General features: G+C 47.4%; 15 protein-coding genes and 1 riboswitch. Of the genes, 11 read left to right on the top strand and 4 right to left on the bottom strand.

Features of this window, described 5'->3' with window-relative positions:
• Window positions 1–376 precede the first annotated feature (376 nt).
• Complete coding sequence (locus LL912_RS05965; protein WP_235552665.1) at window positions 377–1,771, top strand: ATP-binding protein; 1,395 nt, start codon at window positions 377–379, stop codon at window positions 1,769–1,771.
• On the opposite strand, the gene LL912_RS05960 is transcribed toward LL912_RS05965, so the two are convergent.
• Window positions 1,746–2,201, bottom strand: coding sequence for a response regulator (locus tag LL912_RS05960; RefSeq protein ID WP_235552664.1), 456 nt, complete (start codon window positions 2,199–2,201; stop codon window positions 1,746–1,748). The two genes, LL912_RS05965 and LL912_RS05960, sit on opposite strands and share 26 nt — an antisense overlap.
• Before the next feature lie 119 nt (window positions 2,202–2,320).
• On the opposite strand from LL912_RS05960, the gene LL912_RS05955 reads away from it, so the two are divergent.
• The 3 genes from LL912_RS05955 (at window position 2,321) to LL912_RS05945 (ending at window position 5,284) form a co-directional block, all read left to right on the top strand.
• Entirely contained in the window at window positions 2,321–3,703 is a 1,383-nt protein-coding gene (locus LL912_RS05955; protein WP_235552663.1) for a sigma-54-dependent transcriptional regulator, read from the top strand.
• Window positions 3,704–4,197: 494 nt separating this feature from the next.
• Entirely contained in the window at window positions 4,198–5,094 is an 897-nt protein-coding gene (locus LL912_RS05950; protein ID WP_235552662.1) for an alpha/beta fold hydrolase, read from the top strand.
• 10 nt (window positions 5,095–5,104) lie between these two features.
• A complete protein-coding gene (locus LL912_RS05945) occupies window positions 5,105–5,284 on the top strand; it encodes a hypothetical protein (RefSeq protein WP_235552661.1) in 180 nt (59 codons plus the stop codon).
• 110 nt (window positions 5,285–5,394) lie between these two features.
• Here LL912_RS05945 and LL912_RS05940 read toward each other — a convergent pair whose 3' ends face one another.
• The gene (locus LL912_RS05940) at window positions 5,395–5,964 is read right to left on the bottom strand and encodes a DUF4142 domain-containing protein (protein ID WP_235552660.1); all 570 of its coding nucleotides are present in this window, start codon (window positions 5,962–5,964) and stop codon (window positions 5,395–5,397) included.
• A 356-nt stretch (window positions 5,965–6,320) separates the two neighbouring features.
• Between LL912_RS05940 and LL912_RS05935 the strand changes: the two genes are divergently transcribed.
• A complete protein-coding gene (locus tag LL912_RS05935; RefSeq protein ID WP_235552659.1) occupies window positions 6,321–6,530 on the top strand; it encodes a dodecin family protein in 210 nt (69 codons plus the stop codon).
• Window positions 6,531–6,577: 47 nt separating this feature from the next.
• On the opposite strand, the gene LL912_RS05930 is transcribed toward LL912_RS05935, so the two are convergent.
• Window positions 6,578–7,039 carry a PA2169 family four-helix-bundle protein gene (locus LL912_RS05930; protein ID WP_235552658.1) on the bottom strand — a complete coding sequence of 154 codons (462 nt, stop codon included), beginning with the start codon at window positions 7,037–7,039 and terminating at the stop codon, window positions 6,578–6,580.
• A gap of 242 nt (window positions 7,040–7,281) precedes the next feature.
• On the opposite strand from LL912_RS05930, the gene LL912_RS05925 reads away from it, so the two are divergent.
• Both LL912_RS05925 and LL912_RS05920 read left to right on the top strand, forming a co-directional pair.
• On the top strand, window positions 7,282–7,758 hold the full coding sequence (locus tag LL912_RS05925; protein ID WP_235552657.1) for an SRPBCC family protein: 477 nt from the start codon (window positions 7,282–7,284) through the stop codon (window positions 7,756–7,758).
• Window positions 7,759–8,120: 362 nt separating this feature from the next.
• On the top strand, window positions 8,121–8,390 hold the full coding sequence (locus LL912_RS05920) for a hypothetical protein (RefSeq protein ID WP_235552656.1): 270 nt from the start codon (window positions 8,121–8,123) through the stop codon (window positions 8,388–8,390).
• On the opposite strand, the gene LL912_RS05915 is transcribed toward LL912_RS05920, so the two are convergent.
• On the bottom strand, window positions 8,387–9,472 hold the full coding sequence (locus tag LL912_RS05915; RefSeq protein WP_235552655.1) for a DNA topoisomerase IB: 1,086 nt from the start codon (window positions 9,470–9,472) through the stop codon (window positions 8,387–8,389). The genes LL912_RS05920 and LL912_RS05915 overlap by 4 nt on opposite strands.
• Before the next feature lie 391 nt (window positions 9,473–9,863).
• On the opposite strand from LL912_RS05915, the gene LL912_RS05910 reads away from it, so the two are divergent.
• From LL912_RS05910 to LL912_RS05895, 4 genes are all read left to right on the top strand, one after another.
• The gene (locus LL912_RS05910; protein WP_235552654.1) at window positions 9,864–10,439 is read left to right on the top strand and encodes a DUF4142 domain-containing protein; all 576 of its coding nucleotides are present in this window, start codon (window positions 9,864–9,866) and stop codon (window positions 10,437–10,439) included.
• 49 nt (window positions 10,440–10,488) lie between these two features.
• Window positions 10,489–11,217 carry a DUF72 domain-containing protein gene (locus tag LL912_RS05905; protein ID WP_235552653.1) on the top strand — a complete coding sequence of 243 codons (729 nt, stop codon included), beginning with the start codon at window positions 10,489–10,491 and terminating at the stop codon, window positions 11,215–11,217.
• Window positions 11,218–11,351: 134 nt separating this feature from the next.
• A complete protein-coding gene (locus LL912_RS05900) occupies window positions 11,352–11,780 on the top strand; it encodes a hypothetical protein (protein WP_235552652.1) in 429 nt (142 codons plus the stop codon).
• Between the two features lie 248 nt (window positions 11,781–12,028).
• A riboswitch (TPP riboswitch) is annotated at window positions 12,029–12,132 on the top strand.
• A gap of 37 nt (window positions 12,133–12,169) precedes the next feature.
• Window positions 12,170–12,826: a DUF6766 family protein gene (locus LL912_RS05895; protein ID WP_235552651.1), complete on the top strand. Its 657-nt coding sequence runs from the start codon at window positions 12,170–12,172 to the stop codon at window positions 12,824–12,826.
• Window positions 12,827–13,051 lie beyond the last annotated feature (225 nt).

The raw sequence follows: 13,051 nt of genomic DNA, 5'->3' as shown, positions 1-13,051 counted from the left end.
AAATAGAACAGGAGCCAATAGAATGGGGAATTAATTCCTCGAAGTAATTAAGGGATTACAGGCGCTTCACATTCATCGGTCGGCGATCAAAGAGCTCATGCAATAGTCTTGTTAATGGCCGCAGTGCTACAGATGCATTGCAGGTTAAGCAGGATCATATCCGTAAAATTTCCCCCATCCTTCTATAAGTGAAAAAAGTTTTGTATATTTACGATCCCTGTTTCTATATTCCATTCCCTCGGAATAGATAAATGACACTATGTAAGAACGACGAACATGACAGGCACATATGTATTCCTTCCGGCCCGGGGCCTGCCACTTATAATAGTTCCTTTATTGCGTTGTTGTCCGGTCCTTATATATTAATCGCTTTAGTATGATATTATCTTTAAACAAAATAAGGCTTGGATACGCCCTATCTTCCCTGTTGCTCCTCGTTTCCTATATCCTGATTTTTTCAACCAACCGCCGGTTGCAGCAGGAAAAGAACTGGATTGTGAACAACTATACGCTGATCAATAAGATGGGGGCCATCAAGATAGCTATGAGCGAGGCAGAATCTAATGTAAGGGGATATATCATTAATAAACAAGCTCCTTTCCTGGACAGTTTTTACGCTGCCCGGTCTGCCCTGGAACAGCTGCATCGTGAAATGAAAAAACTTACGCAGATGGATCCGGTCCAGTCGGCGAATGAAGACCATCTTTATTCAATGACCAGGCGCCGGCTTTCGGAGCTTTCCAGCTCCGTTTTACTGAATCGGCATTCGTCGGCCGCGCTGCGTATGTCTACCGTTGGTCAGGCCAAGCTTGCGCAGGCAGACAGTATCTATGAGCAGATCGGAAAGATGACCTCGGTTGAAGAAGCACTCATGAAAAAACGGATGTCGAAACTAAATAATTTTTATACCAGCACGGAGGCCATGACCCTGCTGTCGTTATGTATGGCACTGATTGCCGTGGCATACGCGGTGATTACCTTCAACAGCCAGTACCGGCAGAAAAAGAAGGCCAATACCATTGCCAATCAATACCGGATAGAGCTGGAAAGTAATATAAAGGAACTGAGTGATAAGAATACAGAGCTGAATGAACTGAAAGGAATCGAAAAACTGGCGGCCATTGGCCGGGTATCGCGGGTGGTAGCGCATGAGGTCCGCAACCCGCTTACCAATATCACCCTGGCTACGGAGCAGCTACGCGATCTTTCCTGTATCGAACAGGATGAGGAAGGACAACTGCTGATTAATATCATTAAGCGGAATTCAACACGCATCAGTCAGATGGTAGCCGACCTGCTCAATGCAACGAAATTTATGCAGCTGGATAAGCAGCGGGAAAATATCAATGATATACTGGATGAAAGTCTGGATATGGCAAAGGACCGCTTGTTGCTGCAGAAAATACGGGTAATTAAAGATTATTCTCCGGATCTTTGTGATGTGATGGTAGACAAGGAGCGGATAAAACTGGCTTTTCTGAATATCATTGTAAATGCGATTGAAGCCATGCGTGAGGAGGACGGAGTGCTTGAACTGGTTACCCGGAGCGCCGATGGAAAATGCATTGTGGAAGTGCGCGACAACGGAAGCGGAATGGATGAAAATACCCTGCAGAACCTTTTTGAACCGTATTTTACCTTAAAAAGTAAAGGAAACGGGCTGGGGCTTACGAATACGCAGAATATTGTATTGAATCATAAAGGGAGTATCCGCGTGCAGAGTGCAAAGGGGAATGGAACTATTTTTACGGTTTCCCTGGACCTGGCATAAGATCTCCCGGTTCGGTATTGTGCGACGATGCAATTTGATCAACGATGGAAAGAATGGTTTGTTTGGTAAAGGGTTTCCCGATAAAATTATCTGCGCCGTTATTGATGGCCATTTTCTGATCGTAACTGGTGTCATAGGCGGTCATCATTACGATATTCACATCCGAAATGGCTTTGAATTGCCGGATGTGTTGCACGCCCAGGCCGTCGGGCAGGCGGTTGTCGAGAAAGATCAAAGAGATGCCCGGGTCCTGTTTCAGAACCCTTAACCCGTCGCGGATGGATCCGGCATATACGGCGTCAATATTTCGTTGTTTCAGTATATTACGGAGAAGATAATACATATCGTCTTCGTCATCAATGATCAGCGTTTTTAGCGACGGCTTTTGCGGCGGGTGTACGGAATTGTATGGAAAAAAATTACTTTCCACTTTTTCAATTACCGGCAATTATTCTGCCAAATCCGGTGCATGGAATTTGAATTTTTTTGAATTGTAAAAGTCGGCACGATTTGCGCTGTAAATTGGATGTGTAAAAAAAACCTCAGAATATGCCCACTAAGCTACTTATTATTGATGATGATGTTGATTTGTGCCAGCTGCTGGCACGTTATCTTTTAAAAAATGGCTATGATGTGGACACCGCTTATTCTGGCAACAAGGGACTTGCCAAATATAAAGCGGATCATTTTGATGCGGTGATTGCGGATTACCGGCTGGGGGATATGGATGGTGCCCAGTTGGTGCGGGAATTAAAGGAGTTGAACAGTAAGGTGGCTGTGTTGGTCATTACCGGTTATTCAGATATCCGCCAGGCGATTGAAGTCACCCGCCTGGGTGTGTTTGATTATATCCCCAAGCCCCTGGTTCCTGAAGAAGTGCTGGAACTGCTGAAGAAGATGACCACGTTTCAGCAATCCAGGGAAGAAGGACAGCCTTCGATGCACCGCAGCAGCGCCTTTGCCGAGGATTATTATATCGGCAAATCCCGGCCCACTACAGTATTGTACCAGCAGGTAAAAGTAGTGGCGCCTACGGACTACAGTGTTATTTTATATGGTGAAAGCGGTACCGGTAAGGAAGTAATCGCACGTACCATTCACCAGAATAGCAAGCGCGCCGGAAAACCCTTTGTAGCCCTCGACTGTGGCACGCTTTCCAGGGAACTGGCGGGCAGTGAATTGTTTGGGCATGTAAAGGGCGCATTTACCGGTGCGTTGCAGGATAAAGAAGGTCATTTTGAAATGGCGAATGGCGGAACGCTTTTCCTGGATGAAATCGCCAATCTTTCTACAGATATCCAGGCGATCCTGCTCCGGATCATTCAGGAACGGAAGTTTAAACGGGTGGGAGGCAACCGCGAGATCGCTGCCGATGTACGGATCATTGTAGCATCCAATGAAGAGCTAAAAATGGCCTGTCAAAAGGGACGGTTCCGGGAAGATCTGTATCACCGGTTAAACGAGTTTGCCATTCATTTGCCGGCGCTGCGCGACCGGAAAGAAGATATCCGGCCATTGGCGGAATTCTTCTTGAAAAAGTCCTGTGAGGAAAGCGAAAAACAGGTGGAGCATTTTTCGGAACGGGTGCTGGCTGCTTTTCAACGCTACGACTGGCCGGGTAATCTCCGGGAATTGCGCAATGCTGTACGCCGGGCTGTATTGCTCACAAATTCCGGCGGTACTATTGAGGAAGATGTGTTATTGCCGGAGATCATTTCTTATAATAATATGGAGCTGAGCACCGGCGAAGCAGAACCGCTGCCCGTTCAGGAGCAGGATCTGCTAAAGGAAGTGGCCGGCCGGGCGGAATACCAGGTGATCATGTCGGTGTTACAGAAGGTGAATTTTAATAAGAAAAAAGCCGCGGAGTTGCTGAAAATCGACCGGAAAACCTTGTATAATAAATTGAAGTTGTTTCAGGGGATGGAATGATTTTTACCGGTCCTCGGAACCATAGGGTAACCGGTTGTTATTGATCATTCCCCCTGCAAATCGTGCATATCATACGGATCATATAAGCCGCATCATTATCGCCGGTGGGTGATCTTTCCATCATGCCGGCAGCGAGGTGGTACCGGCAGATTTTGTTTAACACCTCATGTCAAACGGAGTGATGGTGGTTTCTTTTTTTATAACCCGGCGCATGAAGCGGCCATGAACCAGATTGTGGAATAATGCACCGTTAAACCATGAAAGGCAAAAATAACCGGAACATCTTAGTGAACACCTGTTACCGGTTTTTAACAATCAATAAAAATGCCCGCAGGCTTTGTATGCGATGCTTGTGTGGATTTTTTTACCCGGATGCGTAAGAAAATCCACAGCTGGTCCCCGTCAGTCCCCTTCTGAAAGCAACCCGGCCTCAGGCAGATTTCGGGCTTATTTCTTGGAGCTGCTATCCTGGCGAATCATCAAAATAAAGCATTATGAAAACCATTTCTTATAAAGACCCGGTACAACAGGAATTGATCGGGATCGCCTATTGTGATTATGGTTCCGGTCAGCCGGTTGTGCTGATACACGGATGGCCGCTAAGTAAAGAGATGTGGGAGTATCAGTGGTCTGATCTTGTTGATAATGGTAACCGGGTAATTTCCTATGACCGGCGGGGTTTTGGAAGCAGCAGCAAGCCCTGGCTCGGATACGATTACGACAGCCTGGCAGCAGATCTGGATGCCCTGATTGTAAACCTGGACCTGCGGGAGGTAATACTGGTGGGTTTTTCTATGGGCAGTGGTGAAGTAGCAAGATACCTGAAACACTATGGACGCAACCGCATCAGTAGCGTGGTGTTGATTAGCCCGGTATTGCCCTTCCTGATGAAAACGAATGGAAATCCCAGCGGTGTGGACCCCGCCGTTTTTTCAGAGATGATCTCTGGTATTAAAACCGACCGGATCGGGTTCCTGGAAACTTTTCTAAAGGATTTCTTTGGCACTTCGTTGCTGAATAAACCGGTTGATAAACCTTTGCAGGAATATTACCGGGGGCTGGCCGCACGGGCGGCCATGCATGCTACTGTTCATTGTATTACCAGTTTTTCAGCCACCGATTTCAGACCGGACCTTGAAGCGATGGATCTCCCCGTGTTGCTGGTACATGGAGATAAAGATGCAGTGGTGCCCCGGGAAGCAAGTTCAGACCGGCTTACAGAGTTGTTGCCGCAGGTGCAATATGCCGTATATGCTGATGCACCTCACGGGTTGTTCTATACGCACCGGGGGCGGCTGAATAAAGACCTGGTTAACTTTATCAACGGAATTCCTTACCAGCAGGACACACAGGAATCACTACCGCCGGTCATCCCTCCGATACTTTTTTAAAAATACGATTATGCAAACAAATAAGAAAACCCAGTCCAAGCCGGACCGGACACCCGGACGGATGGTCAGCCGACGCCAGAACAAAGACGAACTGGATAGCCGCGAAGGGGAGGAACAATTATCCAAGGGCGATGATGTAACACATAACCGCAAGGAGAAACAACATGCGCGGAAAAACCTGAAAAACTGATCCGGTAGGCTGAGCAGATCTGTTGACGCCTTTTACAGGAATAAGTAACCGGCCCTTTCCCGGACTGCCATCGCATGCTGTTTCAATAAAACCCAATCCGGCATCTTCCGCTATTTCCAGTATTTTTCCTTTATACTTTTTGCAGAATCCAGGTGTTTCTGAAGTTCCGGAAGGGTTTGGTCAGCAAAGGCCTTTATGTCGGGGTCCTGCGCCTGCTTTACAGCGTCTTCGAATCTGGAAACAGCGCTTTTGTGTTCGTCGATTACTTCATTGATATACGCCCTGTCGAAACCGCTCCCGGAGCGATCCGATAACCGGCTCATGGTGCGCTCATCGCCGGATACGGGCGGAATGGTAATATTCTTCTTTGCGGCCAGGTCCTTGATGGTTTCGTTTAATTTTTTATGTTCCCGCGATAGCATGCCTGCAAAGTCCTTTACGGTGGGAATCGTGGCTTTTTGTTGGGCCAGTGCCGCCAGGTCGCCTTCCTTCAGGGTGTTGTCTGCAGCTCTTACCAAAAAAGCGGCACTAATACTATCGGCAGTTACGGTGAGGCCTCCCGCCGAACTGTCCTGCTTTACCTGGTTGGTGGAATCCGCTTCGGCAATGGGCGTCTTCGGATGCTGACCGCAGGACAAAAGCAACATCGCTGTCACAAATATGGTACTTATAGTTTTCATTTTAATTTTTTTTATGGTCATTAAATAAATGGGCAGGTCCCTTGATGCTGAGGGAGCATCGGACAGGAATAAGAATAAAAAAATAATGCCGTTTTATGCTCAGTCCCGGATGCCCCGGCATGGCAATGAATGATTTTTTAGGAAATAGCCCAATACTGGCATTTTATTTTCGGGTAATAAATAGAGCGGTTATGAACAATCGGTTCAGGCAATGCAGCATCGCCGATAAATGGATAGCGGTTGCTGCTATGTCAAAGATATGTTTTAACATTTACAGTCCCCGCGTGCTGAAGTACCCGCTACAATTACCCGGCATATGACGCAGGGTAGCACATTGAATAAATAAAACTATTTTTATGCCTGTTGTAAAAGTCACCGAAGTGATTGGCTCCTCTCCGGAGAGTTTTGAAGGTGCCATTCAAAATGCCGTAAATGAGGTTTCAAAAACGATCCGGAACATGGATTCCCTATATGTAAAGGATTTTAAAGTGCACCTGAATGAAGGGGGGATTGAGTCGTATGGTGTCATCTGTAAGATCTCTTTCCGGGTTGAGGAAACATCCTGACCGTTGGTATCGTATTGGCCTGGCAAAATGCCTAAAACTGATGCTCCTTAGCCCGGCTGCAGGTCTCTCAATACCTTGATCTGGTTATGTGCTTCAAGCAAGGACGCTTTTTGCGATAAAAGCAAGGTTTCGATCTCCGCCGGTAGCCCGGGCTCATTTAATGCATCATCGTAGGCGCTTTGCACCGCATCTTCAATCTGCTCACCATTTTTCAGCGCCGTCTTCCGGTCGGTTGTAATGGTGAAGGCAGATTTTATGTCCAGCCAAAGCCGGTACAGCTTGCCTGAACCCGTGGTGCCGGTTGCCGGCTCGCCTCCCAGGAAGCTAACCATTTTTGAAAGATCGGCATTCAGATCATTACTGTTGAGGATCATTTTGCTAAAAAGGATTTTGAGATCGCTATCGTACCCTTCCCTCAATTCGCTGGTTATTTTTTCGTATCCTGCAATGCGGTCATTGTTGATACGGATCAAATCGTTTAACAACATGCTGTGGTCCTGATAATTCATAACATCTGTTTTTTATCGGTTTACAAAATGGTGTATTAATGGCCGTTCCCGTGTAGCTGTTCTCCAGAATAAAGCATTTTATCTGAGCTCAACTATTGCGCCAAACAGTGTCGGTAATGCAGTGCCAGAAAGGCTGCTGGTATAGTCTTTGTGATTTTGTAACAGGTCATACTTGGAGGTCTCAGCGGTGCGTATTGCCGCACCGCTGAGCGCGTCGCAAAAAAGATGACAGGTACACAAAGATGAAAGGCGTACAAAAAAGCATCGAAGTATTCAAACGAAGCCCTCTTGTTTTTGACCTTTTTGTAAACCGGCTTCATAACTGGTGGCCCCGGGCATATACCTGGTCCGGGGATGCATTGGTTGAGATCCGGATTGATGCCAGGGTTGACGGCTGGTGTACGGAAACCGGGCCGCTCGGCTTTCGCTGCGATTGGGGACGGGTGCTGCAGGTGGTAACCGGAGAAAAGCTCGTTTTCCTCTGGCAGATCAGTCCATTAAGGACACCCGAACCTGATCCCGACAAGGCCAGCCTGGTACAGGTACAGTTTGAGGTGATAGAACAGGGCGCTACCCGGGTAACGCTTTGGCACACGGGCTTTGAAAACCATGGAGAAGGAGCCGCTGATTATGCGCGGAATATGGATTCGGATAAGGGATGGAAATATATCCTGGAAACATTTGCACAATTCGCAGGCAATTATACAGCGCCGGTTTGACCGGGCGATCTGATGCTATTCCCGCAAATGAGCACGGACCAGTGTGGAAATCGTTCCCTACAGGTGATCTCAGATTGAGGAATATAGCGGCATTGCTCAATAAAAAAACAGGCTGGTGTTCGAATCGCGAATCCGGAGATAAAAAAATTATTCTGAAAAATAAAATGCTTATCGGTTGCTGCTCAATACTGCTTCCCGGAAAATCATCGGCATCGCCTCTTGCCTGTTGACTTTTAGCGGATTTGGCAAACCTTTTGTTCCTTTCTGATAGGTTACGCTCCCTGGTATTTAAAGCCAGAAGTAGTTGCTGTTATATGAAAAACAGGCACCGCCCGATAAAACATCTAAATAATTGATAAAACATGAGACCACCTGCAAAACCTAAAGAAGATGGAATCTTCAGCCCGGATTTTCGTCATAAATTCCCGGTAAGTTTTACCGGCGATGCCATTAACCAATTGAGCGCCTCCGAACCAGCATTATTTGATATCCGGGAATGGATCTGGCATATTGAAGTGATCAATGGTGTGGAATATTGTGTGGTTACCGACCGGTTGCCGCATCCGGAAACAACCGGGCAGAGTTCATTGCCAGTGCTCGCAGATCCGGCAGGAGTTTCCCGGAGCGCTTAGGCAGCTTCCTTTTTGAGCAGTTTAAGCAACAGGGATTCTGCACGGGAATTGCCCGGTGTCGCTGTAGCAGTTCGCAATGCATACCGGAATAATCTTCCTGTTTCATAAGCCGTAAGTACCAGCGGATGAACATAGTGCTTTTTACAAACGGCTCTTGTGTTACCCAGGGTTGCGGCTACTTTATCCAGGGCCTGCAGGATGCATTCATTTTTTTGCTTTTCTGTTTCAGCCGGGCCGGCCTGCAGTAATGCCTCAACACAGGTAACGGTTGCTACCCAGGTACGGAAATCCTTGCTGGAAAAGAGGTCGCCGGATACTTCCCGGATATAGGTATTGATATCTTCACTGTGAATGGCCTGGTGCTGACCGGCCTCATCGACGTACTGGAATAATTCCTTGCCGGGGATTTCCCTGCATTTGGCGATGATGCGGGCCAGTCGTGCGCTTCGGAGTGTTACCCTTTGCTCAATTCCTTTTTTGCCCCTGAAACTGAACAGGAGCTGGTTCCCCCGGATCTTCAGGTGCCGGTTCTGAAGGGTAGAAAGTCCAAACGAACCATACAGTTTTTCGTAAAAATGATTACCAACCCGGAGTCCTGTTTTGTCCATGATGCTAACCGCGGCGGCCAGTACTTTTTGCTTGGACCAGCCTTTTTCCCGGAGGTGTTTGCGGATCGTTTTCCTTATTTGCGGCAGTGCTTTTCCAAATAACACAAGGCGGTGAAATTTTGTTTCATTCCGCAATGCGCTCCATATTGGGTGATACCGGTATTGCCGGCGGCCTTTTAAATCTATTCCGGTGCACTGGAGATGTCCGTTCGGATTTTCGCAGATCCATACATCCCGCCATGCAGGCGGAATTACGAGGCTCCGGATCCGGGAAAGGGTATCCGCGTCTTTTACCGGTAGTGTATCCTTTAAATAAATGAATCCCTTTCCTTTTTTGATCCGGCGGATGCCGGATCCGTTTGCTGTAATATAGATCAACGAAGCAGCAGCGGCAGTTTTTACCGGATCCCCCGCAAGGATCCCGGACAAGTGATGAGTCATGGGCAGGGTGGTATGAATGGTTGCTAAACGCAAATGAACATGTTTATTTTTACGGTACGGTTAAATCGTTTTTTGCTTTATAAATCCAAAACCGGGCCGGACAAATAAAAAATATCCCGGCGGTGTAACAGGAGATCGGGAAGAGGGCTGTGGGAACGGAAGACTACATGTGATGTGGAAAAATTTACCAAAGAGAAAGCTGGCGCCGGAAAGAATGGAGGCGCTTGCCGGTCATAACAAAGAACAGAGCGGGCCGAACTGATTTTGGCCCGCTGCTTGCGCTTTGGATGGTGAAGAAGCAGTTTCCGGTAATTCGAGGTTTCAAGCATCCGGAATCGGGGGGAGTGCTAATGTACTCCCCGTTTTTAATGAAATTATCCATTCACTTCTAATCCTCTTTCCCATGCGACTATATCTATTTTTTATGATGCTTTTATATGGCCTTTCCACGGGCATTTTGTCCTGCAATCCGCGCCCTGCTGATCAGAAGGGAACTATCAGCGATAGCAATGCTGCACGGTTTAAACAGCGGAGCAGCAGTACGGTGGCGGCCACCCTGGAACGGGACGCCCGTTTTGCGGTGGTCGCTGCCGGATCGGGCATGACCGGGGCTGAATTGGGCATGGTAGCGGCTGATAAAGCATTTGAAAAGCTGGTGCGGCAGCTGGGCGACAGTATGGCACATGCATATGGAGCCGCAAACGCCGAACTCAAGCAGATTGCGGCAAAGAAAAATATCAGTATCCCGGCAGCACCTCCAGACGGAGCGGTGCTGCGCGGGCTGCGGTCATTAAAGGGTGCGGCGTTTGACGACCGGTACCTGCAACAGGTAAAAAAAATGCAGGAAACCGATATTGAGCAATTTAAACGGTATATCAGCGCCGGTAAAGATTCTGATCTTCTTCACTGGGCCATTCTCCGGCTGCCGGCTCTGGAAGCACACCTGGATTATGTAAAACGGATAGATAGTATGGTGATGCAGCAGCGCCGGACCTATTAACGGTGCCGGAATCCTGCTCTTCCAGGCTCATAGTTTATAAGGAGACACCATGAAAAAAGGAAAGATCTATATCGGCACCTCGGGCTGGCATTACAAACACTGGAAGCAGGTATTTTATCCGGATACAGTGCGTGAACCAGACCAGTTGGCGTATTACCAAAGCCATTTCAAAACAGTTGAGATCAACAATAGTTTTTACCACCTTCCTTCTCCAGAAACCTTTAAAGCGTGGAGGTCGGCGGTTGCCGGGGATTTTGTTTTTTCGGTAAAAGCCAGCCGTTTTTTTACCCATATGAAAAAGCTGCATGTTACCAAAGGCGACCTGCAGCCTTTTTTTAAACATGTGCGGCAGCTAAAGGAAAAACTGGGGCCGGTATTGTTTCAATTGCCTCCGCTGTGGAAAGTAAATCCCGAACGGCTGGAGCTGTTGCTGCAAAAGCTTCCGCGGAAATACCGGTACACTTTTGAATTCCGGAACGCTACCTGGTATGATGAACAGATTTACGCGTTGCTGAAAAAATATCATTGTGCCTTCTGCATTTATCATCTTGATAAGCACCTGTCACCATTGATGGTGACCGCCGATTTTGTTTATGTCCGGCTGCATGGTCCTGCCGGGAAATACCAGGGCCGGTATCGTACTCCTGTATTAAAAACCTGGATGAAGCGGTGTAAAGAATGGCAGGCTGATGGAAAGGATGTATATGTGTATTTTGACAATGACCAGGAGGGATATGCAGTAGCCAATGCAAGAACCTTATCCGGCATGCTCGAATGATGCAGGACGGAAACGCTGATGATTTATATTGTCCGGTGACCATTAGTTTTTGTTACAGGTGTTATTGAACCGGTTGCAGGGAAAGAACGATGCAGGCAGCATTTTTGCAAAAAAAGGATAGTAAAAAAACTATTATGGAAAAAGAAACATCATCGGAGAAAATGAATACCATTTCTGAGTGTCTCCGTAAGGCCGCGCAGTCGGGATATGTAGTGGATTTTTTTGTGCAGGAAAACGGGCTCTCTTATAAAGGCTCAAAACAGATCTATCCTCCGGAGGCCGTCAGCATCCGCAATTTTTACCGGTTTGAAGGGGAAAGCGATCCTGCTGACAGTTCGATCCTTTATCTCATCAGGACAAGAGATGGGGTAAGGGGTACATTGCTGGATGCATATGGTATGTATTCCGATAAGGGAATCAGTGGTTTTGTAAAAGGGATCCGGCGTATACATAAACAGCAACCCAGGGAGCAAACGCGGAGCGGGAAACAGGTGCTCCTGGCAGTGCTGGCGGTTTATACGTTATGGTGGATGGTCCGGCGGCTGCTTCGTCGCCGGCGGTGAATATAATGGAGCTTTGTGTATTTTCCAGCAGCTTCTGTACAACCTTGGGTACTGCGGATTACGTTACACAAAATGGGAAAAAAAATCCGGAAGTGGCATGTGTTGCTACACGCTGCAGCTGGTGGTGCCGAATTTCTAAACCCGCGTATGGGGCGTTAATGAATTAGGTATGAAAGCATTGCCCGGTAGCAGTTGCCGGGCTGCCGGGAAAAAACGGGTTTGGCACTATATTTTGATTTCTATAAGTAAGTTTTCTTCCGGGGTGTGTTTTTATCGAAAGATAGGCGCTGAGAATAAACCCGTTGAACCTGAAACGGATCATACCGGCGAAGGAAGAAAGAAAATTTGTCCCCCGCTACAGGCGGGGGGCTTTTTTATAACCAACAGATATGAAAAGAAAAGGGTTTCTTTATCGCAACAGTTTGAGTATAGTTTTGCTGGCTTTGATGTGTTTGTTCTGGTTTGGCCAGATGCTGACCGGATGGAAGGTGTTTAGCGAAGACCAGGCAGAACTGGGTTTGCCGGCACCGGGATTTTGGGAATACCTCCATAGCGGGCATTTCATCCAGGCTACTTTTGAGAACTGGGAAAGTGAATTTCTGCAGATGATGTTATATGTGATACTTACTGTTTTTTTGCGCCAGAAAGGATCTGCTGAATCCAAAAGTCTTGATAAGGCAGAAGATGTAGACCGGGAGCCGGGTCCGCATCCACAAGCACCATGGCCGGTGAAAAAAGGCGGCCGCTGGTTGTGGTGGTATAAGCGATCGCTTTCACTGGCCTTCGCTGTTTTATTTATTGCCAGTTTTTTAGCGCATTTTTACGGCAGCCTTAAAGATTATAACCAGGAAGCAGTGGAAAAAGGAGCCCCCACGGCAACCGCGTTTGAATATATTCGTGAGCAGCGTTTCTGGTTCGAATCTTTTCAAAACTGGCAAAGCGAATTTCTTGCTGTGGCCAGTATTGTATTGTTATCCATTTGGTTCCGCCAAATGGGGTCGCCCCAATCAAAACCCGTGGATATGGCCAATGAAGAAATACCCTAACCTGCTGCGAAGACCTGCCGGTGTTATAGGCAGCGGTAAACGGTTTGTGTAGCACCCATACTCCCGCCCGGATACAGGTACTATCGCCGGAGGAAACCATTACTTTCTGGGTTTGAGGAGCAGGAAGGACAATAGCAGTATTATTGCTATTGCCCAGCAACGCTGTAAAAAGTATAATTACCATCATCTTTTTTCAGGAGTGCGTCCAAATTTTTTGCCAGCCTG

It is taken from the genome of Niabella agricola (assembly GCF_021538615.1).
Taxonomy (GTDB): Bacteria; Bacteroidota; Bacteroidia; order Chitinophagales; family Chitinophagaceae; genus Niabella; species Niabella agricola.
Note: the sequence above shows the minus strand (reverse complement) of the source record. Positions and strands in the feature narration are given on the sequence as shown.

Coding starts and splice junctions, on each gene's coding strand:
- LL912_RS05965 (WP_235552665.1), top strand. CDS start 377: ATGATATTATCTTTAAACAAAATAAGGCTTGGATACGCCCTATCTTCC.
- LL912_RS05955 (WP_235552663.1), top strand. CDS start 2,321: ATGCCCACTAAGCTACTTATTATTGATGATGATGTTGATTTGTGCCAG.
- LL912_RS05950 (WP_235552662.1), top strand. CDS start 4,198: ATGAAAACCATTTCTTATAAAGACCCGGTACAACAGGAATTGATCGGG.
- LL912_RS05945 (WP_235552661.1), top strand. CDS start 5,105: ATGCAAACAAATAAGAAAACCCAGTCCAAGCCGGACCGGACACCCGGA.
- LL912_RS05940 (WP_235552660.1), bottom strand. CDS start 5,964: ATGAAAACTATAAGTACCATATTTGTGACAGCGATGTTGCTTTTGTCC.
- LL912_RS05935 (WP_235552659.1), top strand. CDS start 6,321: ATGCCTGTTGTAAAAGTCACCGAAGTGATTGGCTCCTCTCCGGAGAGT.
- LL912_RS05930 (WP_235552658.1), bottom strand. CDS start 7,039: ATGAATTATCAGGACCACAGCATGTTGTTAAACGATTTGATCCGTATC.
- LL912_RS05925 (WP_235552657.1), top strand. CDS start 7,282: ATGAAAGGCGTACAAAAAAGCATCGAAGTATTCAAACGAAGCCCTCTT.
- LL912_RS05920 (WP_235552656.1), top strand. CDS start 8,121: ATGAGACCACCTGCAAAACCTAAAGAAGATGGAATCTTCAGCCCGGAT.
- LL912_RS05910 (WP_235552654.1), top strand. CDS start 9,864: ATGATGCTTTTATATGGCCTTTCCACGGGCATTTTGTCCTGCAATCCG.
- LL912_RS05905 (WP_235552653.1), top strand. CDS start 10,489: ATGAAAAAAGGAAAGATCTATATCGGCACCTCGGGCTGGCATTACAAA.
- LL912_RS05900 (WP_235552652.1), top strand. CDS start 11,352: ATGGAAAAAGAAACATCATCGGAGAAAATGAATACCATTTCTGAGTGT.
- LL912_RS05895 (WP_235552651.1), top strand. CDS start 12,170: ATGAAAAGAAAAGGGTTTCTTTATCGCAACAGTTTGAGTATAGTTTTG.